Origin of the sequence: uncultured Metabacillus sp. (genome assembly GCF_947503125.1) — a bacterium.
In the GTDB taxonomy this organism is placed as follows: domain Bacteria; phylum Bacillota; class Bacilli; order Bacillales; family Bacillaceae; genus Metabacillus.
The window spans coordinates 50888-71447 of sequence record NZ_CANNCR010000018.1; the positions used below are offsets into that span (position 1 = coordinate 50888).

The window sequence follows — 20560 nt, forward strand, 5'->3', positions numbered from 1 at the left end:
TCTAGGTGAATGAAAGACGAAATTAATCAATAAAATCCCTTGAGAATATCTAATTTTCAAGGGATTATTTTATTGATTTTTCCAATCTGTGGATTTTTTGCAAAAACATCATAAATTCTCATGCAGTTGCAATAAATAATTTACAATTGCTTATTATCCTGTTTTTATAATTAAAATCTATTTGATTAATTACTAGACAGGCAATAAAAGTTTTTGAGTTCAATGAAAAGATTTCTCCTCTACTGGAAAGCTCGTAATAAATCAGATCAGCCACTGTATTTGCTCCTATAGCATTTTTATTTATCCATTTTTGTCATTTTTTAAATTATCTCTTGTTTAGAATTCTATTTTAGGTTACTATCTTAGTAGTAACTTTGATAAAGGGGAGCAAGAGAATGGATAAACGTGTCTACTTATTAACAATCGTTTCGTTTGTTGTTGGAATGGTTGAATTGATAATCGGCGGGATCCTTGATTTAATTTCGTCAGATTTAAATATAGGCCTGGGAAAAGCAGGATTTCTCATCACAGTGTTCTCACTTGTTTTTGCGGTTGCGGCACCGGTTTTATTGACCATGACAGCGGGTGTTGAGCGAAAGCGATTAACCTTGCTTTCGTTATTAATCTTTTTCATCGGGAACGGCTTGGCTGTCTTCAGTCCATCCTATAGCATGCTGTTAATTGCGCGAATTATTTCCGCTGCGAGCGGATCCTTGCTTGTCGTATTATGTGTAACGATTGCTTCAAGCATTGTCGCAGAAAAATACCGGGCGCGTGCAATTGGCGTGGTATTTATGGGAATCAGCGCTTCTCTTGTGCTAGGTGTTCCCATCGGCTTGATGTTAGGAAATGAATTTGGATGGCGGGCTCCATTCATTCTGATTCTCGCGTTAACACTGCTATCAGTAATCGGTGTGTATTTCTTTATGGATAAAATTGATCCGAAGCCTGCCATACCAATTAGGGTTCAGCTTCGTACGTTGAAGAATCGGAAGGTATTATTTGCCCAGCTCACATCCTTTTTATTTTTGGCAGGGCATTTAACACTATATGGCTATTTAACTCCATACTTAAAAATGGAGATTGGCCTTGATGGAACATGGGTAAGTATTGTCTACTTAATCTTTGGTGTTGCTGCCGTAGCTGGCGGAGGTATTGGCGGGTTTCTAGCTGACCGCTTCGGTACAAAGCCTACCATTTTGTTTGTGACGGTTGTTTTTGGAATTGCCATCTTTTCCATTCCATTTACGACTTTCGCTCTTCCGTTATTTTTAGCGGTCATGATGATTTGGAGCATGTTAAGCTGGGCGATTACGCCTGCTATGCAAAGCTATCTAATCGAGTCTGCTCCTGAAACGTCTGAGATTCAGCAAAGCTTAAATAATTCTGCCCTTCATTTTGGTATTGCTTTTGGATCGTTTATCGGAGGGGCTGTGATCGAGAAAGGATCAGTCGCCTTAAACCCTCAAGTTGGAGGTTTAATTATTATTGCCGCTTTGGGAGCTGCAGTGATATCAATGGCTCAACATGATCATTCGTTCATGTCATTTACTAAAAATAGAGAAATGAACGAAAAAATATAAATCTAGTTTTTTACTATTTACGATGGAGGTGAACATCATGACAATTGTTACCCAATTGTCATGATCAATAAAATGAGTACACATATTAACGCTAAACAAGGTGAAATCGCAGAAACTATTCTATTGCCTGGAGATCCGCTTCGTGCAAAATATATTGCGGAGACATTTTTGGAAGATGTCATTTGCTATAACAATGTAAGAGGAATGTTAGGATTTACTGGAACATTTAATGGAAAACGTGTGTCTGTGCAAGGTACTGGTATGGGAATTCCTTCTATTTCGATCTATGTCAATGAACTGATTCGTGACTATGGCGTAAAAAATTTAATTCGCGTGGGAACATGCGGTGCGATTCAAAAGGATGTGAATGTGCGAGATGTCATTGTTGCGATGACAGCTTGTACCGATTCGAATATAAACCGCCTAACCTTTCCGGGAATTGATTTTGCCCCATGTGCAAGCTTTGATTTATTAAAGAAGGCGTATGATTCTGGAGTTGAAAAAGGACTGTTTGTACGAGCGGGAAATGTTTTAACAGCGGATATTTTTTATCGTGATAGCATGGAAATAGTAGAGAAATTAGCCGCTTACGGGGTACTGGCTGTGGAAATGGAAACAACCGCTCTATACACCCTTGCCGCAAAATATGGTGTTAATGCCCTGTCAATCTTAACGGTTAGTGATCATATTTTCACTGGTGAAGAAACATCTGCTGAAGAACGGCAAACAACCTTTAATGATATGATTGATATGGCGTTGATAGCAGCGATTTCGTCCTAATTTCTTCGGTAAGAGAGGCGGCTCATATGAGTCAGCCTCTATTTGTATTGAAAAAAATACCTAGTAGCGCAATTTCATCAGAATGTTTTTGATCTCTTCATCATTCATCAACAGATCAAAATGCTTTTCATTAATTTTTGCCAGTGCCACATCATGGTAGAAGAACTCGGTAAAAACCTTGATAAATGGTTTTGACATTGTCTTCATGGCTTGCCAGGATTGATCCTCCATGCCGGCAAAAATGACTTCTTTATCGTCAACGATAATCAAGCGAAACCGTTCTAATGAATGGTGTTCTTTTGCTGGAATCAGTGAATGAATAGTCGATAAGGATGTTTCCAATTCACCAACGACCAGCACCTCGACATCTACGCCTTGTTTTTCTTTTTCAGTTAACAATGGCAGGTATTCGTCTAGGTCATCCTTCCAGGCCGAAATACGGATTGATTCTTTGGCTTCTTGAACAAGCTGTTTACTTTGGGCGCGAATGGATGTATCCACCTTCAAGCTCCAGACATGCTCATCATTGTAGGACCGCTTTTTGATGCCGCTCTTTTTTAATTGTTCAACGTTTGCTTGAAATTCTGTTGTTAATTTTTCAATCGCAAGCGATAGTGGCAGCCCGGTATAAAGCTTTTTATTATCTGAAATGGAATCCATTATCATGCCTTTTTCAATCATGCGTGAGATCACTTCATAAATTTTTGCCTTTGGGACACCTGAATATTTAACAATGGTAGTAGCGTCCATAGGCTCCTCGCTTGTCGCCAGAACTTCATAAACTTTACTCTCATATTGTGAAAAGCCAAATTTTTGTAACATGGTTCCTCCAATGTTATCCTATAGAATTTTCTGTTTTAATAAAGGGGGATATCTATTAATCATAATCATATTGTAAGTGGAAAATCAATTTCAAAAGCTCCTTGCTTTAAATCTAATAACGGATTGTTTCAGGAAGAGGATGTACAAGCCTTGAAGCTCTGATTTTCTCAATGGATATTATTTCTTGCAAATATTGGAGTTATGTTATTTGCATAGAGCAATCATATAAAAAAGCTTCAAATCCTTTTTATTAGGATTGAAGCTCTATTTTTTAGGTAGACATTAATTCAATGGATTTATTCTTTTGATTTCGCAGCTTTTTTAATGTTTTCATCATTTCTACATGCTGTATACCATAGTAATATTTCCATGTAATTTTGATAGAAGTGTTGAACCAAACTCTGCATCAAGCTCATTAAAAAATTCCTCTGGAAATCCGTCTCTTTCGTTCCAAAAAGCCTTGAACCCTAAAGAGCAATTGTTTCTAATTAAGGTGGATGTCAGAGTTGAAACAATCCAGTCTGCAGCCTCTAAAAAATACGCTGAAGCTTCATATACATCACGAGCATCTTCAAAGACCTCATATATTTTCGGGATTGCCCATTCCTCTGAAATATTAAATCCCAATTTTCGAAGCCATATTTCTTTTCTTTTAGTGGCTGCTTTATATATTTTGTCTGTTTGAACTTTTGTACGATGATGTTTCCAAAGCTTAGGCCAAGCATGATGATAATACTTCCAATCCTTATGAAAACATAAAGGCGTAAGGTCGTAATCTACCGGTAAAATAGTAGATGATGTAAAGTCAACTCCTAAACCAATAATTTGATTTGAATGGATGCCAGCTTTGGCCATCGCACAAGGTATTCCCACTTCTAAAACTTCCAAATAGTCTTGTGGATGCTGAAGAGCACTTCCTATAGGAATTCGTCTCGGATTGTCAGGTAATGATTCAGTTATAACCCCGTGTTTATATGGAATAACATGCATACCTTTTATCTCGCCGGTTTTTATATTAATAATTAATACTCTTCCTGATTCTGAACCATAATCAATTCCAATTGAATAATGTGATTTTGTCATTGTTTCGTACACCCCTCATTGTAAACCTTTTCAAAATCTAAAAGTAATTTTAACACAAATGAACAATAATGAGCAATAAATTTATAAAAAACGATAAAAATCGCGTATTTTTTGTTAAAAATATATTGAATTAATTAAAATTACACATTAATTTTAATGATAACAAGCATAAATAAACAAAAGTGAAAGAGGTGGACGCTCATTCTTTTCTGTAAGCTCGTTTTTGTTATGTTTAACATTTAATAGAGGAGGTAGCAAGCATGAATACAATTTTAAATAAAATGGGGTTGCCGAGTAATCTCGTTTGGGGCTATTTGGGAGTATTGGTTTTTATGATGGGGGATGGTCTTGAGATTGCTTGGTTAAGCCCATGGCTGATAGAAAATGGATTTAGTGTACAACAGAATTCCTTGTTGTTTGCTGTGTATGGTGTGACAATTACTCTTTCATCTTGGTTTTCAGGCGTATTAGTCGAATCATTTGGACCGAAGAGAACGATGTGGCTTGGTGTACTCATGTATATTTTAGGGACAACAGGCTTTATTGGTTTAGGGGTAGCTGCGGATTTACATTATGGAATGATGCTTGTTTTTTATTCTGTAAGAGGGTTAGGATATCCATTGTTTGCTTATTCATTCTTAGTGTGGATTGCTTACAGGGCCCCGCAAGAAAAGCTTGGAACTGCTGTAGGCTGGTTTTGGTTTGTGTTTACAGGGGGGTTAAATGTATTGGGTGCTTATTATTCAACTTGGGCTATAAAGCATTTAGGCCATGTTAATACCTTGTGGAGCTCGATTATCGTTGTTTTGATTGGTGCAGTTTTAGCATTATTTGTGAATCGAGATAAATTAGAAAGAAAGTCGAAACAAGGGGCACAGGGCAAAGCGAAGGAATTATTGAAAGGGCTTACCATTGTCAAGGAAGAACCCAAAGTCTTGTTGGGAGGCATCGTTCGTACGATCAATACGACAGCCCAATTTGCTTTTCCTGTTTTCTTGCCAACTTATCTTGAGGATTATGGAGTTCCGACCACAACATGGCTTGGAATATGGGGGACCATTTTTATCGGGAATATTCTCTTTAATCTTTTATTCGGAATCATTGGCGACAAATTAGGCTGGCAAAATACGATCATGTGGTTTGGCGGAGTGGGATGCGGTATTACGACTTTAGCGTTATATTATGCTCCTCAATGGTTTTCTGGAAACATTTGGGTTGTAGGATTTATCGGTTTCTTATGGGGAGCTCTATTAGCTGGATATGTACCGCTTTCTGCACTTGTCCCATCTTTGGTAAAAGAAAATAAAGGGGCTGCTATGTCTATTCTAAATCTTGGAGCAGGTTTTCCAGTTTTTCTTGGACCAGCAATCGTAGGTGTCTTTATTGGAGAAATTGGCCCTCAAGGAGTCGTGTGGATTTTAGCTATTTTATATTTCGTAAGTGCCCTATTAACAAAGTTTATTAGTGTTCCAGAGCAAAAGAAATCACAAGTAGAAAAAGCAGTTTCCTAATGATTAATATACCCATGAATTTTTACACATTTGTGTAAAAAAATAATGGGTATTATTCATTTAAAAGGATGCGCATAATTGCTTATATTCATTTTGTTTACATTTAAAAAATGATTGACTTCGTATTTTTAATGATATTATCATAATTAATGAACAAAAATAAACATTTTATTCACTTATTCAAGCATTTGTAGGAAGGGAATTGAAGAATAGTGCCAATTTTTAATGATGATGAGGAGGACTAGGAGTATGCAATCAACAAAAACATCCGTAGATTCACGTACATTTCGTTTAGTAAATCCGGGACAAGTAGAGGAAATCATTGTACAGCGATCGATTCGAAAAGGAGAAGTTGCAGTAGAGCCAACAATAGGAAGTATATGTCATGCAGATTTAAGGTATTATATGGGGCTTAGAAGGCCGGAAGCACTTGCTAAAAAGCTGCCTATGGCCCTTCTTCATGAGGGAATAGGAAGGATCGTAGAAAGCAGCTCAGATTCACTAAAAGTAGGTCAAAGAGTTGTCATTGTTCCCAATATACCTGGAAAAGAGGATACTGAAGAGTGCAGTTCTTTATGTGATAAAGAGTTTATTGATAATTACAGTGAGAAAAATCATTTCTTAGGAAGCGGCTATGATGGAATAGCACAGAGCCGCTTAGTATTACCAGAAGCGTGTGCAATTCCAATTCCAGATCAAATTCCAGATGAAATTGCAGTCTTGGCTGAATTATGTACAGTTTCCTATCATGCGCTAAGCAGAGTAAAGGGTAAACTAGCATTTCCTAAAGTAAAGGTTGCTGTTTTTGGAGATGGTCCAGTTGGATACTTAACAGCTGCGATGCTTCATCATATTTATGGGCTTGATCAGACAAGATTGAAAGTTTTTGGTGCAATTCCGGAAAAGCTTGAGCAATTCAGTTTTGCTGATCGTGCTCTCGTACAAGAGTTTGATATTTTCGAAGCTGAAAAAGTGGATATAGTTATAGAGTGTACAGGAGGGAGATTTAGTGAAAGTGCAGTGAATCAAGGGATTGATTTATTAGCACGAGGTGGTTCTCTAATTTTAATGGGAGTAACAGAAGAAAGAGTGCCAATTAATACGCGGGATGTATTAGAAAAAGGACTTACCTTATATGGAAGCAGCAGAAGCTCAGCACCTGATTATCATGCCGTGTTATCAGCCATGCAAAACATCGAATATCAAGAAACCTTGCGAGCGATTCTTCCAGAAAAATTTACACCGATCGAAAATGTTAACGATTTTAAAGAAGCAATGGATTCCGCTGCTGAGCATAAAAGCTGGCAAAAGGTCATCCTTGATTTCAATTGGTCATAATGCTTGAATACAGTCTGCCTTTAGCAATTAAGGGCGGACTGTTTTTTTAATAATATCAGAATTTATATATTTTCTTAACATAGCTTGCGTTTCTGAATCTAGCTCCAGGCGCCATCGGCTCGAGGTCATAAGTCAAACAGGAATTGAAGGTAAAGTACACCTTCTATTCCTGTTCGCCTTATGCTTGTCGCCGATAGGCAGGCGCCTTGCGCTTTTTTTATTTTCTATATGCTTGACAATCAACTTCAATTAAACATAATCTTAAATAAGATAAACATAAATGAACATAAAAATTGTGAAATATAAGAAATGTTTTAAAGGAGGACTGTCATGCTAGCTGCGGAGCGAAAGCTGAAAATCATTGATTATGTCAAAAAAAATAATGTTGCTTCAGTTGCCCAATTATCAGCCGAATTCAATGTGCATGAAGCTACAATTCGAAGAGATTTGTCTGAAATTGAAAAAGAGGGACTTTTAAGGAGGACACATGGAGGAGTTGTGCTTGGTGAAGGGATCAGCTCAGAACCATCGTTTACCGTCCGTGTGACAGAAAGGGTAGACGAAAAGCAAAGAATTGGAGAAAAAGCTGCCGCGATGATTAACGAGGGAGAACATATCATCCTAGACTCAGGCACAACAACCTTGCAGATTGCTAAAAATATCGTGAATAGGTCAAATATAACGGTCGTAACAAATGACGTGAATATTGCAGCGGAGCTGAGAGATTCAAAAGGGATTAAAGTTATTGTAACAGGAGGGATTCTTTATCCTGAAAGCTTTATGTTAAATGGCATGTTTACGAATGAAGTATTAAAGACGTTGCATGTGCATAAAGCTTTTGTTGGAACTCCGGCAATTCACCCTGAATTTGGGCTTACTCATTTTGAAGAGCAGTTAGTTCCTGCAAAAATGGGCATGATTCAAGCGGCTAAAGAAGTCATTGTTGTTACTGACCATACGAAAATAGGCGGTGTTTCCCTTCATACTGTATCTCCGATCAATAACATACACAAGCTTGTTACAGGTAAAGAAGCTTCAGAGCTTCAAATCCACCAATTTGAGGAGAAGGGCATAAGCGTTATTACGGCATAATTTTAGAAAAATTCTAACTGAGCTATTGGTTTGACTTTGTCAATTCTACTGTTGAAAATGTAACTGACGTCCTCCTATGACCATGATAAAAAGTAAAAAATTAACTTTTTCACTCCCCATTTTAAATCTATATGGCGAAATGGGGATGTTTATATAATAAATAAAGACAATGAATTTTAAACAAAAGTTAAAGTTTTTCAATTATGGATGATAAGAATCCGAAACGAAACATATAATAAAAGCGACACTAAAAGATCTGTGTCGCTATTTTTTATTATGAACGTTTACCAGTACCGCCTACATCTCTTGTTACATCTTTTCTTTCATCTCTTGTCAATTTAAGCACCTCACTAACATTTTGTATTGTTTAGTAAATTATAAAATTCTTATACTTTGGATAAACGCGCGATATCCAGCTCCAGCGCCTAGCCCCCTCGAGGTCATAAGCCAATTTAGAATTGAAGGCAAAGAGCGCCTTCTATTCTAAATCGTCTTATGCTTGTCGGGGCTGAACGAGGCACTTGCGCTTTTGTTCTTACTCATAAGTTGTCCACGAAAAGGAGGTGATATACATAATGAATAAAAAAAATAATTCAGAACAAAATAAGGTCACATATGTTAGTTTTGGCGACAGTCAGAAATCTGAAACTGAGGACCAATCTAAACAAGATGAATATGTATTTATAAAAGTGGGCTTTAAAAAAGAAAACTTTGATAAAATTAAAGATTACACAACCTATGCAAATGTAGAAGCAAAAATGGATAAAGTCGATGTGGAGTATACCCCGGAGGATTTCATAAAGGGCGCAACTATGCTTTTTATCGACTCTATGCTTGATAATATTGATGCACACCAGCCGAAGGAAATAACTAGGAAATTATATGAATCCCTGCCTGAATTTTTGCCGATTATAAATGAGGCCGCTAAGCAAATGAGCGACACTCCTAAGGAAAATGTTGAATCACTTATTAACCGTCATGAGGGGATTATTAAAAATAATATAAAGAAAATCATGAAGCAACAAAAACTGACGCAAAAAGAGCTTTCAGAATTGACCGGCATTGATAAAAGCAATTTATCCATTTATATGAATAATAAATCTCAACCATCGATTGAATTTTTTCTGCGGATTTGGCATGCGCTTAACTATCCTCCCCTAAACGAAATGTTATATAGAGAAAAAACACGCGATGCTTAAGAAAAGGCATCTTTTTTTCTGTACGGAAGTTAAAAATTTTTAATAAAAGTTAAAAATTTTTAAAAAAAGGTCATAAAACATGCACCAACCTCAATATGCTATACCATAAGAAATAAGTGAATATTTTTGTGCCATGACATTATGACAATGACCAGCTGGGTTGGCATAAAAGCCTCCCATCATGGAGGTGCACCGATGGATATTAATACAGCGATGTTTATGATTGCCTTAGTTACGTTGGTCGTTTTATTAGTTGAAAAAGTTAAAAAGTAATCAGCCTTTATTTATCACTATGAGGGTTGGTTACTCTTTTTTTGTTATAATTCTCATATTTTCACCTGATTTTTGTGAAAATTAGTAAGGTATTTTTAGCGTCTTTCCTCCTTTAAAATGAAGATACAGAAAAGGAGGAGTCTTATGGAAACGGTAAAAAAGAAACCGATTACTAGAGGAAATCTGACGATGAAAACGAAAAAGACACGGAATTTTTGGAAGGTGTTTTCAAGTCAAAAAATCCTTTATGCGATGTCACTTCCTTTTGTTGCATGGGTGTTTGTTTTTAATTATTTACCTTTATGGGGCTGGACGATGGCGTTTCAAAATTATCGGCCTGCAAGGTCATTCTTTGAACAAGAGTGGGTCGGCTTCGAGCATTTTATTACCTTGTTTACCGATGAACGTTTTTACCTGGTGTTAAGAAATACGTTGGCGATGAGTTTCCTTAGTTTAATCATTGGGTTTACGATTCCTATTTTGTTCGCTGTTTTGCTCAATGAAGTTCGTCATTCAGTCTTTAAACGAACTGTGCAGACGGTCACTTATTTGCCTCACTTTGTGTCATGGGTTGTGGTGGCAGGGATCGTCACAAAAATGCTATCAATTGATGGCGGTATTGTTAATGACCTTTTATTGAAATTAAACATTCTTGATGAGCCTTTTCAGTTTATGGCCCAAGGGACATGGTTCTGGGGAATCGTAACGGCCTCAGATTTATGGAAGGAAATGGGCTGGAATGCGATTATTTTTTTAGCGGCGATTGCCGGACTTGATCCACAGCTTTATGAAGCTGCAAAAGTAGATGGAGCGGGCAGATTAAGAAGAATCTGGCATGTGACATTACCAGGCATTCGTCCAACCATTCTCGTAGTACTGATTTTAAATATCGGTCACTTGGTCAGCATTGGATTTGAAAAACAGATGTTATTAGGGAACTCACTTGTTGTTGATTATTCAGAGGTCTTAGATTTGTATGCGCTTAATTATGGAATTGGGTTAGGACAATTTTCTTATGGGACAGCCATTGGCATTTTTAATTCAGTCGTTAGTATTATCCTTTTGTTTATTGCGAATGGAATCTTTAAGCGCTTTTCAAATCAAAGTGTCATGTAAAGGAGAACGGATAAATGGCTGCGAATCGAGCATTAAATAGAGTTATGAACAAAGACCGCGTATTCGATCTACTAAACTATACTTTTTTAACGGTGGTCATGATTGTCACACTTTATCCTTTTTTAAATATATTGGCGATATCATTAAATGAATCAACTGATACAGTAAGAGGCGGCATCTATTTATGGCCGAGAGAGTTCACGTTTAATAATTACTTAGAAATTGCTAAATACGATAACTTAGTGACAGGTTTTTTTAATTCTGTCATGCGAACAGTGGTTGGCACCGTTTTGGGCGTATTTGTTCAAGCAATGGTTGCTTTTACCTTAAGCCGGGCAGACTTCCAAGGGCGGAAGTTTGTATCCACTTTTATTGTGTTAACGATGTATTTTTCCGGGGGGTTAATTCCTGGTTATATGCTTGTGAGAGATTTAGGCTTAATGAATTCATTTTGGGTATATATTTTGCCGGGTTTAGTTAGTGCTTTTAATATCATTATTATCCGGTCGTTTATGGATGGTCTGCCATTTTCCCTCCAGGAATCAGCGAAAATGGATGGAGCAAATGATTTTACAATCTTTTACCGGATTATCCTGCCGCTCTGTAAGCCAGTGTTAGCGACAATCGCATTATTTGTCGCAGTAGGACAATGGAATAGTTGGTTTGACACTTATTTATACAATAGCATGAATGAAAGTTTGACAACCTTACAGTATGAATTAATGAAAATTTTAGATAATACCTCCATGAGTGGAAGTGTTGATGCGAATCAGATGCGGCCAAACGCGGAGCAGCAATCAAACATGGTTTCACCAGAATCCATTAAAATGGCGATCACTATGATTACCGTTATACCGATTATCTTGGTGTATCCATTCGTGCAAAGATATTTTATTCAAGGGATGACATTGGGGGCAGTAAAACAGTAAGAACTAAAATATCGCTTCTGCAGGTTTACCTGTTGTCGGACAATACCCTCTAGCTGACAATTGAAGGACTAACAGATGTTGAAAAAGTAGTTCTGAAAAATGATGTATGGAAATCGTTTAATTATGGAGCAAGGAATAAAGTGTTAATTTGAAATAGGGTCCTGAAGGCAGGACCCTATTTTGTTAGCTCGATTAATAATTTCAGTGCATTTTCTTTATTTTTTGAGTCTACCCGTATTGCGGCAATTTTCTTCTCATCATTGACTTGGATTCCATTAAAGAATTTTGTGTCAGAAACGACAACTCCGTATAAATGCTCAGCATTATCTTCAGGTGATGTGGCATAGATAAGTTTGTCTGGATCAACATTTTCTTTAAGCGAAGGCTCCAAGTCGTCCAAAGGCAGGAACATTTCATTCGTCATAAGCTGTTCAAAGTTAATAGAATCCATAACGTAAACATCTGATTTATCAGAAGCAAGTGTCACAACACTTTTCTGCTGCATGCCAACATCCATTGAGTCGTTTACTTCAGTCGGTGAGTAGTTCAAATTAACGGTAACCCGCTCCCATGAAGGAATGTCAGCCAAAACATTATCCGATACAGGCGATTTGTTACTATTTGGGTCAAAATAGTCACCATGCAGCATAATGCTTACATTTTCAGGAGGAAGGCTTGCCAATCTTTTTTGTTCCTGAAAATGAGAAACGACACTTTGGGTTATATAGATGCAAAGCGCAATCAGGATGATCACCCCGACCATATGGAGCTTGTAATAATGAAGAAAATGATCCATTTTCTCACGGAAAGTAGTCGGGCCTTGCTTGTCCTCGGTACCATCCCGATAAGCTTTAATCTTATTATAGGCATTTGTAATCTTATCGAAATCAAAAGGCTTTTCTGCATCCTCCTGACTTTGGTACGCATGATTCCGCCGAATCCATGTCATATATTGTTTTTCAATTTGATCATCAGTAGCATCCTCTGGAACACCTAGTACTTTGTAAGCTTCTTGTATGTCCAATTTTAGCGTCACTCCTCATTTCCTAGTTTGCTTTTTCGTTTGTAAGTGAAAATGTTAAATATAAGATAGATTACTATAAAGATACCTCAAATTGAAGGCGTTTGCACTATGTATAAGGATATTGGGAAAAGTTTTTTGCTAAGTCTATTAAATGTTTATGGATAATAAATATAGATGGATTTTAATAGAATGCAAAGAAAGATTTAAGAAAATGTTAAGAAAAGAACTATTCAATCATTTGTCAATTAAAGGTATACTAACATGTGGGATTAAGAATATTGCTTTCCGATTTATTTAAAAGAATAATAATGTAAATTGATTCAGTAATAATGGAGGTTTAAATGGAAAATTGGATAACAGGTATCATTGAACAATTTGGTTATGTAGGAATCTTTCTGATGATTGCGCTGGAGAATGTTTTTCCTCCTATACCATCTGAGGTCATTCTTACGTTTGGGGGCATGCTGACGAATTTTACTGACTTAACGGTCCCGGGCGTAATCCTGTCGGCAACTTTTGGGTCTGTTGTCGGAGCAGTCATTTTATATAAGATTGGAAATCTTCTTGATGTTGAAAGACTTGAGAAAATCGTCGATCGCTGGGGAAAGGTTCTTCAAGTAAAGAGAAAGGACATTTACAAGGCGGATCAATGGTTTGATAAGTATGGATATTGGACAGTCCTGATCTGCCGTATTATTCCATTAATCAGAAGTCTCATTTCGATCCCTGCTGGCATGGCAAGTCTGAACTTTTGGTTGTTTCTTCTTTTTACAACGATTGGAACATTAGTTTGGAATGTTATTTTAGTTACGGTTGGCTCTAAATTTGGAGAGTCATGGGAAAAAATAGTGGAAGTAATGGATGTTTATTCAAATGTTGTCTATGTGCTAATTGCGGTTGCAGTAATTGTTTTCCTAGCACTATTTATTAAAAAGAGAAAAAAAAATAAGGGAGATTAGATATGGATTTTCTTACGCTTTTAAAGGCCATCATCTTAGGATTAGTAGAAGGATTAACAGAGTTTGCGCCAGTATCGTCGACCGGACATATGATAATCGTTGATGATATGTGGCTGCAGTCTGAAGAGTTTCTCACGAAATATGTAGCAAATACGTTTAAAATTGTGATTCAGCTCGGATCCATTTTAGCTGTTGTAGTCGTTTTTAGGAATCGTTTTATTGATTTACTAGGTTTAGGCCGTCTCAATAAAAAGTCAGTTTCTGAAGGTCAAAATCGTCTGAAGTTAACGCAAGTCATTGTGGGATTGATTCCAGCTGGTGTTCTTGGTGTGCTGTTTGAAGATTATATTGATGAGCATTTATTTTCAATTGAAACAGTATTAATCGGTTTAGTTGCTGGTGCGATTTTGATGATTTTAGCAGATGTTTTTGGTCCGAAACAGCCTAAGACTGAAACAGTGGATCAGATTACATATAAACAAGCGTTCACGGTTGGACTTATTCAATGTCTTTCTCTATGGCCTGGGTTCTCTCGTTCAGGTTCAACCATTTCTGGCGGGGTTTTGTTAGGTATGAGTCACCGTACTGCTTCCGATTTTACGTTTATTATGGCCGTTCCAATTATGGCCGGTGCCAGCTTTATATCCTTATTGAAAAACTGGGAGTACTTTACGCTTGATGCCATGCCGTTTTTCATTGCTGGGTTTATTAGTGCATTTGTGTTTGCATTAGTTTCGATTCGCTTTTTCTTAAAGCTGATTAATAAAATTAAGCTTGTTCCATTTGCGATTTATCGTATTGTTTTAGTAGTGGTAATTTATTTTGTTTATTTTTAATGACAGCGGGCTAAGAGGCGCGAATTCGTGCTTTTCTTAGCCTTTTGTAATAATTAGGGGAGAAGAAAATGAAATTTTTGAAAATAGTTGTAGCATCAATACTAATCTTGATTATTTTAGGCTATGGCCTTTTGCAAGTGATAAATTCTAGAAGCTTTCAATTCTTTGGTGAAATCATAAACAAGGTAGATACAGATAAAAAGGTTGTGGCACTGACATTTGACGATGGACCAACAAATAAAACAGATGACATTTTAAAAATCCTTCATGAAAAGAATATAAAGGCTACCTTTTTCTTAACTGGTAAAGAAATAGAAGAAAATTTTGAAGAAGCTAAAAAAATTTTTAATGCCGGACATGAGATTGGCAATCATACGTATTCCCATCAAAGAATGGTTTTTAAATCACCTTCCTTTGTAAAGGATGAAATTGAGAAAACCGATAAGCTTATTAGGGAAACCGGCTATTCCGGGGAGATTCTTTTTAGGCCGCCTAATGGAAAAAAGCTCTTATTGCTGCCAAAATACTTAGCTGACAATGATCGAAAATCCATCCTCTGGGATATTGAGCCGGAAACAGATCCGGAGATTGGCGCTGATTCCGAAAAAATCGTTCAACATGTTAGCGATCATGTCGAAAATGGATCGATTATCTTATTGCATGTTATGTATGATAGCCGAAAGGAATCCCTTGAATCTGTTGAAGGGATCATCAATGAATTAACTGAGCAAGGATATGAATTTAAAACCGTATCAGAGCTCTTGAAATATGAAGAAGCTAATAATTAAGGTTAAATGTCTGAATGAATCAGGCATTTTTTATTCCTGATAGCTAAGTTAATCATCAATGACGGCTAAAAATAGATTTCTATTTTAATAGCTTTTACATTCCCGCTGGAACATATGTTTTTAAGAAAAGGATTGCAAGCATAACTCTAAATTTTATCCTAACTTAATTTTATAACAATTTTATCCATAATTATAATATATTGGTTTATTTAATTATATACAACGACTTGGCTAATAGATAAAATGAATAAAGTGTCTGAAAATGTAAGCAAAGGGAATAGATGAAACAAAAGTGCCTGATGATACGTATTTACGATTAAAGAAGGGAGTGGATGTAGTGAGTAAATATTCAATTAATGAATTTATTAAACAAACCGAACAGGAAGACAAAGGAGAAGGTTTGTTTGAATTAGAAACACCTCGTATGCTGGAAGTAAATCTTGATGGCCAGGTTTGGGCAAAAGCCGGATCAATGGTTGCATATAGTGGTCAAATAAAATTTGAACGTGAAGGTTTGCTTGAGCATGGATGGGGAAAGACATTTAAAAAAGCGTTGACAGGTGAAGGCACTTCATTAATGAAAGCAAAAGGACAAGGCAAAATGTATCTTGCAGATCAAGGGAAAAAGGTCATTATTCTTGATTTGCAGGATGATATAATTTTTGTTAATGGAAATGACTTGCTTGCTTTTGAACCGAGTATTCAATGGGATATTAAGCAGATGAAACGTGTTGCCGGTATGGTAGCAGGCGGGCTTTTTAATGTTAGATGTGAAGGAACTGGGATGATTGCGATTACTTCACATTATGAGCCTTTGACTTTAAGAGTTACTCCGGGAAGACCAGTGATCACCGATCCGAATGCAACGATTGCATGGTCAGGTCAATTGCAGCCGGAATTTCAAACCGATATCACCTTAAAAACACTGTTGGGGAGAGGAAGCGGCGAATCCATTCAAATGAGATTTGAAGGCGAAGGCTTTGTTGTTGTTCAGCCTTTTGAAGAATCCTATATGAAACCAACTAGTTAAGTCTCATTTCATAAAGTTGGAAAGATTTTTTTCTAGAAAAATGGTAAAATAATATACAGCAACTGTTCACAAGCCCCAAATTTTAATAATGCTACATCTCAGGCCCTAGACCAATATAAAGCCTGAGGATGTTTTAACATTCATTGATTCATAGGATAATAGAAGAGGGGAGATCTAGAAGTCTCACTTTATATAAGGGCTTTTCTATTCGTTAAAAACGCGTTACAATCAATGTCTAATACACTATCATTCATCATCACTATTTATTTGCCTAAGTTAGGAGATACAAACGTGTTGGTAGGAAAATCAAAAGTTTTAATATTAACAGAGAAATATGGAAACGGACATATTCAAGTAGCGAAAACCTTGGAAAATGAATGTAGAAAAATGGGATTTAAGCAGGTTGTCGTTTCCGAGCTATACAAAGAATCACACCCAATCATTTCGAAATTGACAAAACATTTATATATTAAAAGCTTTTCTTACGGAAAACAATTTTACAAAATTTTTTACTATGGTATTGATAAAATGTACAATAAGCGCTTCATGAACCTGTATTATACACTTGGCCAGAAAAAGCTGAAAGAACTGATACAGACAGAGAAGCCGGATATGATTATCAATACATTTCCAATGATGGTTGTTCCGGAATATCGGAATAAAACAGGTGAGGTTATCCCGACATTTAATGTGGTAACTGACTTTTGCCTTCATAAAATTTGGGTTCATCAACATATTGATAAATATTATGTTGCAAGTGAGCATGTTAAAGAGAAATTAGTCGAGCTAGGGGTTAACCATAATCAAGTAAAAATTACTGGGATCCCCATCCGTGAACAGTTTGAAATGGCAAACGGTAAAAAGGAAGAAGTATATAAAAAATACAATTTAGATCCAAATAAGGAAATTGTGTTGATTATGGCCGGAGCACACGGTGTCTTAAAAAATGTAAACTATATATGTGAATCCTTCATTAACCAGGATAACCTGCAGATTGTCATTGTTTGCGGAAATAACAATGCATTGATGAGAAAGCTCGAGCCATTTGCATTGGCACATCCAAAAACAATTATTCCATTAGGATATGTAGAAAAGGTTGATGAGTTATTCCGTATTGCCTCCTGCATGATTACAAAGCCAGGCGGAATTACCTTATCTGAAGCTACGGCACTTGGCGTCCCTGTCATCTTATACAAGCCGGTCCCTGGTCAGGAACAGGAAAATGCTTTATATTTTGAAGAAAAACGATCTGCTATGATCGTCAATGATTATAAGGAAATGAAAGAGGTTGTCTTAAAGCTTCTTAATGATAAAAAAACATTAAAAGAAATGAGAGAAAACATTAAGCAAATGCATTATCCTCACTCCGCTAGAGCGGTGTTGGAGGATATGGTTACCGAGGCATTCAAGCAAGATGTTGCAGAACGTGCTCGTACCAAAAAATCAGTCAAGTTGAAAGTCGGTATGTCCTGATCATCTTTTGCCTGAAAACAAAAATGTGTTATGAAAGGGCTGTTTCAAAAGGGTCTGCACCTCTTTAACACCAATATATGGTGTTAAAGGGGACAGTCCTTTTTTTGTTTTTCAAAACTTAAATGACTGATTAATTATTTTAATTAAGAATTTATATTATTAATTATTATTGATAACAAAATTAACATTTTTGAAAATTGTATTGATAAATTTAATTTATGTTATATAATTTAATTATTATAAGGAAAGGAGAGAAACATGTCATTTCCACTATTAACAGATTGTCCAGTTTGTCAAGAAACATTAACTGTAACAAAATTGCATTGTTCCAATTGCCATACGAGTATTGAAAATGAGTTTGCATTATCCAGATTCTCTTCCCTTGCTTCGGAGCAGCTTCATTTTATTGAGGTCTTCTTAAAATGCAGGGGGAATATTAAAGAAGTTGAAAAGGAGCTTTCGGTTTCATATCCTACTGTTCGCGGCAAGTTAAATGAAATTATTGAGGCGTTAGGATATTCTGACCGTACGAAACCAAAGGTTGATAAGAAAAAAGTGATCTCAATGCTTGATGCTGGAGAAATAACGGCTGAAGAGGCCATTCAATTACTAAAAGAAAATGGGGAGGATGCGTAATGAAAGAAGAAATTTCAAAGGTAATGACCATGGTGCAAGAAGGGAAATTGGACGTTGAAAAAGCAACAGAGCTGCTCCACGTTATGAAGGATAATAAAGAGAGTAGTATTCATGTTGATACGAGCTCAGGTTATCATAAAAGGATGCTTAAAGTTAAAGTTGAATCAACTGATAAGGATAATATTAATGTCAATGTTCCGATTAATCTTGTAAAAGCTGTTTTAAAAGCAGGTCATGGAATTGCTGCAAATATACCGCAGGCTGCGATGTACGTAAAGGATATTGATATTGAGCTTCTCATCCATGCGATAGAAAATGAAGTAGATGGCCAGATCGTTGATGTTTCTTCTGCAAACGGAGATAAGGTTTCTGTTGTTATTGAGTGAGAAGAATGATTAAAGTCATGATTAAAACAAGAAAACATGTTCAATTTATGGTTCCAGTCCCTTATGCTGTTTTGAACTGTTTAGGAGCTTTGCTCTCCTCGCAGCTGCTTTGGAAACAGATTAAAAAATGGACTAACCAGACGAAAGCAGATCCCTGGCTCCCTGATTCACTCGATAAAGAAATGTTCAATCTCATCGTGTCTTCTTTAAAAAAACATAAAGGATTGACACTAGTTGATGCTGATTTGCAAGAGAACATGAAGGTCAAAATTATCTTGTAAACGATCGAGGGGCTGACGCCTTGGTTTTGAGACAGCCCCATGTATTTTTTATACATTTGCAGTCTTCTTCTTTTCCTTCCGCGGCCAAATAAAATAACTAATCGTAAAAATAAAATCAATTCCCAACACAAGAGACCAAATTCTTAATACGCCGCCTAATGCTTCTGTTCTGGAAGGATCATCAATCAAAAACATAATGCCTGCCAACAAACCAACTCCAATGACATAGGCGATGGTATGACGCAGAAAGTTCGTAAGATTATGTTTTGCATATTCCATCCCATATTGCTTCCTCGGCTTTTCTCCTTGTTTCATCACATAGTACTGAAAGCGTTGATCTGCCCATTCAATCATACTTTTACCATAGGCAAGCGAGACACCGATATATACAGCGGCAAGTGCATGGGCAAGTGTTGCGTTAGCTCCACGATATAAATCAAAACCTGCCGTAATTAGCAGAATCAAGTCGATGAGAGGGGTTAATGCTAATAAAATGAGGCCTAATCGTTTTTGCTTGAAGAGATAACGTACCGTTAAACCTAAAACGATCACAACCCAAAAAGCAACTTCACAAAAAACGATCATCCATCCGACTATACTCATAAAGTGCACCTCTTTTCAATACAGTTGTATTATTTAAATCCAGTTTACTACAGAATATTTTTCAATACAAGTGTATTATAAAAATCTATTATTTTTGGTACAATAAACATATGCCAAAAATAGTTGATCATGAATGGAGAAAAAAATTAATTGCAGAAGCTTCGTGGAGGGTTATTTTAGAACGGGGAATGGAAGGAGCGACGGTTAGAAATATCGCAAAAGAAGCAGGTCTTTCACTAGGAGCCTTGCGTCATTATTTTTCAACACAGGATGAGCTGCTCATTTTTGCAATGAATCTAGTGATTGAACGAGTAACAGAGCGAATAAATAAAATTGCCGTTCAAGAATTACCTCCAAAAGAAAAAATACTTAAGATCATTCTTGAAATGGTGCCAACGAATGACGAATCAATGGCAGAAATGGAGGTTTGGTTTGCCTTTACTGCATATGCCAGACATAGAAAGGGTTTTGATGCCCATTATGATGGACTTTTAACAGGTATGCAGCGATTAATTGATTCCATGGAGCAATACCAGCTGCTAAAAGAAAATGTAGACAAGTCTATTGAGGTCGAGCGGCTTTATGCGCTGGTGGATGGAATCGCCTTACATGCCATGCTAGATCCTAAGCGGCTTAATCGAGATCGCATCTATAAGTTGTTTGTCTATCATTTAAATTCAATTAGTAAAGAAGAATTTGCCCCATCTTAACGGGCAGTAAATTGTTTTGAATTGCGTATTTGCTATTCAAATGAAAAAGATAGATTAAAGATTATAAGATGTTTAATGAAATAAAGGAAGGTGATAGAAGTCAGAATA

The 20560-nt window shown here is 36.5% G+C and carries 22 protein-coding genes; 18 read left to right on the plus strand and 4 right to left on the minus strand.

Annotated elements, in window-relative coordinates; translation table 11 throughout:
- Positions 1-395: 395 nt before the first annotated feature.
- Both Q1B07_RS13730 and deoD read left to right on the plus strand, forming a co-directional pair.
- Entirely contained in the window at positions 396-1583 is a 1188-nt protein-coding gene (locus tag Q1B07_RS13730; protein ID WP_299090907.1) for an MFS transporter, read from the plus strand.
- A 72-nt stretch (positions 1584-1655) separates the two neighbouring features.
- Positions 1656-2363 carry a purine-nucleoside phosphorylase gene (gene deoD, locus Q1B07_RS13735; protein ID WP_299090905.1) on the plus strand — a complete coding sequence of 236 codons (708 nt, stop codon included), beginning with the start codon at positions 1656-1658 and terminating at the stop codon, positions 2361-2363.
- Between the two features lie 60 nt (positions 2364-2423).
- Here deoD and Q1B07_RS13740 read toward each other — a convergent pair whose 3' ends face one another.
- Positions 2424-3185 (minus strand): TrmB family transcriptional regulator, encoded by a 762-nt coding sequence (locus Q1B07_RS13740; RefSeq protein ID WP_299090903.1) that lies wholly within the window; start codon positions 3183-3185, stop codon positions 2424-2426.
- 339 nt (positions 3186-3524) lie between these two features.
- Positions 3525-4268: a hypothetical protein gene (locus tag Q1B07_RS13745; protein ID WP_299090901.1), complete on the minus strand. Its 744-nt coding sequence runs from the start codon at positions 4266-4268 to the stop codon at positions 3525-3527.
- A 260-nt stretch (positions 4269-4528) separates the two neighbouring features.
- Here Q1B07_RS13745 and Q1B07_RS13750 point away from each other — a divergent pair, with 260 nt between their 5' ends.
- The 7 genes from Q1B07_RS13750 to Q1B07_RS13780 all read left to right on the plus strand — a co-directional run bounded on the left by Q1B07_RS13750 (position 4529) and on the right by Q1B07_RS13780 (position 11726).
- Positions 4529-5779, plus strand: a complete 1251-nt coding sequence (locus Q1B07_RS13750) for an MFS transporter (RefSeq protein ID WP_299090899.1) — start codon at positions 4529-4531, stop codon at positions 5777-5779.
- A gap of 249 nt (positions 5780-6028) precedes the next feature.
- Complete coding sequence (locus Q1B07_RS13755; protein ID WP_299090896.1) at positions 6029-7117, plus strand: alcohol dehydrogenase catalytic domain-containing protein; 1089 nt, start codon at positions 6029-6031, stop codon at positions 7115-7117.
- A gap of 330 nt (positions 7118-7447) precedes the next feature.
- Entirely contained in the window at positions 7448-8209 is a 762-nt protein-coding gene (locus Q1B07_RS13760; protein ID WP_299090894.1) for a DeoR/GlpR family DNA-binding transcription regulator, read from the plus strand.
- 575 nt (positions 8210-8784) lie between these two features.
- The gene (locus Q1B07_RS13765; protein WP_299090892.1) at positions 8785-9408 is read left to right on the plus strand and encodes a helix-turn-helix domain-containing protein; all 624 of its coding nucleotides are present in this window, start codon (positions 8785-8787) and stop codon (positions 9406-9408) included.
- Positions 9409-9534: 126 nt separating this feature from the next.
- The gene (locus Q1B07_RS13770) at positions 9535-9681 is read left to right on the plus strand and encodes a hypothetical protein (protein ID WP_299832927.1); all 147 of its coding nucleotides are present in this window, start codon (positions 9535-9537) and stop codon (positions 9679-9681) included.
- Positions 9682-9825: 144 nt separating this feature from the next.
- Positions 9826-10797, plus strand: a complete 972-nt coding sequence (locus Q1B07_RS13775) for a sugar ABC transporter permease (protein ID WP_299090888.1) — start codon at positions 9826-9828, stop codon at positions 10795-10797.
- 14 nt (positions 10798-10811) lie between these two features.
- Positions 10812-11726, plus strand: coding sequence for a carbohydrate ABC transporter permease (locus Q1B07_RS13780; protein ID WP_299090885.1), 915 nt, complete (start codon positions 10812-10814; stop codon positions 11724-11726).
- Positions 11727-11901: 175 nt separating this feature from the next.
- On the opposite strand, the gene Q1B07_RS13785 is transcribed toward Q1B07_RS13780, so the two are convergent.
- Positions 11902-12750, minus strand: a complete 849-nt coding sequence (locus Q1B07_RS13785) for a DnaJ domain-containing protein (protein ID WP_299090882.1) — start codon at positions 12748-12750, stop codon at positions 11902-11904.
- A 341-nt stretch (positions 12751-13091) separates the two neighbouring features.
- Here Q1B07_RS13785 and Q1B07_RS13790 point away from each other — a divergent pair, with 341 nt between their 5' ends.
- The 8 genes from Q1B07_RS13790 to Q1B07_RS13825 all read left to right on the plus strand — a co-directional run bounded on the left by Q1B07_RS13790 (position 13092) and on the right by Q1B07_RS13825 (position 19139).
- Complete coding sequence (locus tag Q1B07_RS13790) at positions 13092-13709, plus strand: DedA family protein (protein ID WP_299090879.1); 618 nt, start codon at positions 13092-13094, stop codon at positions 13707-13709.
- A gap of 2 nt (positions 13710-13711) precedes the next feature.
- On the plus strand, positions 13712-14545 hold the full coding sequence (locus Q1B07_RS13795) for an undecaprenyl-diphosphate phosphatase (protein ID WP_299090876.1): 834 nt from the start codon (positions 13712-13714) through the stop codon (positions 14543-14545).
- Positions 14546-14613: 68 nt separating this feature from the next.
- Positions 14614-15333: a polysaccharide deacetylase family protein gene (locus tag Q1B07_RS13800; protein ID WP_299090874.1), complete on the plus strand. Its 720-nt coding sequence runs from the start codon at positions 14614-14616 to the stop codon at positions 15331-15333.
- Between the two features lie 337 nt (positions 15334-15670).
- On the plus strand, positions 15671-16363 hold the full coding sequence (locus tag Q1B07_RS13805) for an AIM24 family protein (protein ID WP_299090871.1): 693 nt from the start codon (positions 15671-15673) through the stop codon (positions 16361-16363).
- A 294-nt stretch (positions 16364-16657) separates the two neighbouring features.
- Entirely contained in the window at positions 16658-17836 is a 1179-nt protein-coding gene (locus Q1B07_RS13810; protein ID WP_299091021.1) for a diglucosyl diacylglycerol synthase, read from the plus strand.
- Between the two features lie 258 nt (positions 17837-18094).
- Positions 18095-18472 (plus strand): DUF2089 domain-containing protein, encoded by a 378-nt coding sequence (locus Q1B07_RS13815; protein ID WP_299090869.1) that lies wholly within the window; start codon positions 18095-18097, stop codon positions 18470-18472.
- Entirely contained in the window at positions 18472-18858 is a 387-nt protein-coding gene (locus Q1B07_RS13820) for a hypothetical protein (protein WP_299090866.1), read from the plus strand. The genes Q1B07_RS13815 and Q1B07_RS13820 overlap by 1 nt, the downstream gene beginning before the upstream one ends.
- Before the next feature lie 5 nt (positions 18859-18863).
- A complete protein-coding gene (locus Q1B07_RS13825; RefSeq protein ID WP_299090863.1) occupies positions 18864-19139 on the plus strand; it encodes a hypothetical protein in 276 nt (91 codons plus the stop codon).
- A 48-nt stretch (positions 19140-19187) separates the two neighbouring features.
- On the opposite strand, the gene Q1B07_RS13830 is transcribed toward Q1B07_RS13825, so the two are convergent.
- Positions 19188-19742 carry a hypothetical protein gene (locus tag Q1B07_RS13830; RefSeq protein WP_299090861.1) on the minus strand — a complete coding sequence of 185 codons (555 nt, stop codon included), beginning with the start codon at positions 19740-19742 and terminating at the stop codon, positions 19188-19190.
- 110 nt (positions 19743-19852) lie between these two features.
- Between Q1B07_RS13830 and Q1B07_RS13835 the strand changes: the two genes are divergently transcribed.
- Positions 19853-20452, plus strand: a complete 600-nt coding sequence (locus tag Q1B07_RS13835; protein WP_299090859.1) for a TetR/AcrR family transcriptional regulator — start codon at positions 19853-19855, stop codon at positions 20450-20452.
- The last annotated feature ends 108 nt before the right edge of the window (positions 20453-20560 follow it).

Bases quoted from the DNA above. Each gene is read 5' to 3' on its own strand.
- Q1B07_RS13745 (WP_299090901.1), bottom strand. From the start codon at position 4,268: ATGACAAAATCACATTATTCAATTGGAATTGATTATGGTTCAGAATCA.
- Q1B07_RS13800 (WP_299090874.1), top strand. From the start codon at position 14,614: ATGAAATTTTTGAAAATAGTTGTAGCATCAATACTAATCTTGATTATT.
- Q1B07_RS13830 (WP_299090861.1), bottom strand. From the start codon at position 19,742: ATGAGTATAGTCGGATGGATGATCGTTTTTTGTGAAGTTGCTTTTTGG.
- deoD (WP_299090905.1), top strand. From the start codon at position 1,656: ATGAGTACACATATTAACGCTAAACAAGGTGAAATCGCAGAAACTATT.
- Q1B07_RS13760 (WP_299090894.1), top strand. From the start codon at position 7,448: ATGCTAGCTGCGGAGCGAAAGCTGAAAATCATTGATTATGTCAAAAAA.
- Q1B07_RS13835 (WP_299090859.1), top strand. From the start codon at position 19,853: ATGCCAAAAATAGTTGATCATGAATGGAGAAAAAAATTAATTGCAGAA.
- Q1B07_RS13775 (WP_299090888.1), top strand. From the start codon at position 9,826: ATGGAAACGGTAAAAAAGAAACCGATTACTAGAGGAAATCTGACGATG.
- Q1B07_RS13755 (WP_299090896.1), top strand. From the start codon at position 6,029: ATGCAATCAACAAAAACATCCGTAGATTCACGTACATTTCGTTTAGTA.
- Q1B07_RS13795 (WP_299090876.1), top strand. From the start codon at position 13,712: ATGGATTTTCTTACGCTTTTAAAGGCCATCATCTTAGGATTAGTAGAA.
- Q1B07_RS13740 (WP_299090903.1), bottom strand. From the start codon at position 3,185: ATGTTACAAAAATTTGGCTTTTCACAATATGAGAGTAAAGTTTATGAA.
- Q1B07_RS13790 (WP_299090879.1), top strand. From the start codon at position 13,092: ATGGAAAATTGGATAACAGGTATCATTGAACAATTTGGTTATGTAGGA.
- Q1B07_RS13730 (WP_299090907.1), top strand. From the start codon at position 396: ATGGATAAACGTGTCTACTTATTAACAATCGTTTCGTTTGTTGTTGGA.
- Q1B07_RS13815 (WP_299090869.1), top strand. From the start codon at position 18,095: ATGTCATTTCCACTATTAACAGATTGTCCAGTTTGTCAAGAAACATTA.
- Q1B07_RS13820 (WP_299090866.1), top strand. From the start codon at position 18,472: ATGAAAGAAGAAATTTCAAAGGTAATGACCATGGTGCAAGAAGGGAAA.
- Q1B07_RS13780 (WP_299090885.1), top strand. From the start codon at position 10,812: ATGGCTGCGAATCGAGCATTAAATAGAGTTATGAACAAAGACCGCGTA.
- Q1B07_RS13765 (WP_299090892.1), top strand. From the start codon at position 8,785: ATGAATAAAAAAAATAATTCAGAACAAAATAAGGTCACATATGTTAGT.
- Q1B07_RS13825 (WP_299090863.1), top strand. From the start codon at position 18,864: ATGATTAAAGTCATGATTAAAACAAGAAAACATGTTCAATTTATGGTT.
- Q1B07_RS13750 (WP_299090899.1), top strand. From the start codon at position 4,529: ATGAATACAATTTTAAATAAAATGGGGTTGCCGAGTAATCTCGTTTGG.